At 46.3% G+C, this 1,063-nt stretch carries 1 rRNA gene; it reads left to right on the top strand.

From position 1 onward, the window contains the following. Positions 1-1,063: ribosomal RNA gene (locus tag OU788_RS12400) — 23S ribosomal RNA — on the top strand; the annotation flags it as partial.

Genomic DNA, 1,063 nt, shown 5'->3' with positions numbered 1-1,063 from the left:
CTGAATAGGGCGCGATTAGTTAGTAGTAGTAGACGCGAAACCGAGTGATCTACCCATGGGCAGGTTGAAGCTGTGGTAACACACAGTGGAGGACCGAACCAGTTGACGTTGAAAAGTCTTTGGATGACCTGTGGGTAGGGGTGAAAGGCCAATCAAACTCGGAAATAGCTCGTACTCCCCGAAATGCATTTAGGTGCAGCGTTGAATAAAAGTTTTATAGAGGTAGAGCTACTGATTGGATGCGGGGGCTTCACCGCCTACCAATTCCTGACAAACTCCGAATGCTATAAAATGTTTTTCAGCAGTGAGGGCATGGGTGCTAAGGTCCATGTCCGAGAGGGAAAGAACCCAGACCATCAGCTAAGGTCCCCAAATATATGTTAAGTTGAAAAAACGAGGTTTGACTGCCCAGACAGCTAGGATGTTGGCTTGGAAGCAGCCATTCATTTAAAGAGTGCGTAACAGCTCACTAGTCGAGCGGTCGAGCATGGATAATAATCGGGCATAAACATATTACCGAAGCTATGGACTTATTAAAGTGGTAGGGGAGCATTCTATATGTGCTGAAGGTGTGCTGTGAGGCATGCTGGAACGTATAGAAAAGAAAATGTAGGCATAAGTAACGATAAAGGGGGCGAGAAACCCCCTCACCGAAAGACTAAGGTTTCCTCAGCGATGCTAATCAGCTGAGGGTTAGTCGGGACCTAAGGCGAATCCGAAGGGAGTAGTCGATGGACAACAGGTTAATATTCCTGTACTTCTTATAACTGCGATGGGGTGACGGAGTAGTGAAAGCACCGCGAACTGACGGAATAGTTCGTTGAAACATTTAGGTATTAGACTGGTAGGCAAATCCGCTGGTTTAGCTGAAGTGTGATAGTACCACAAGTCTTCGGATGCGTGGATAGTGTGCCTAAAAACTTCCAAGAAAAACCTCTAAGCTTCAGGTTATAAGAACCCGTACCGTAAACCGACACAGGTAGTTGGGATGAGAATTCTAAGGTGCTCGAGAGATTCATGGCTAAGGAACTAGGCAAAATAGACTCGTAACTTCGGGAGAAGA

This window comes from Tenacibaculum sp. L6, from assembly GCF_028823685.1.
In the GTDB taxonomy this organism is placed as follows: domain Bacteria; phylum Bacteroidota; class Bacteroidia; order Flavobacteriales; family Flavobacteriaceae; genus Polaribacter.
Note: the sequence above shows the minus strand (reverse complement) of the source record. Positions and strands in the feature narration are given on the sequence as shown.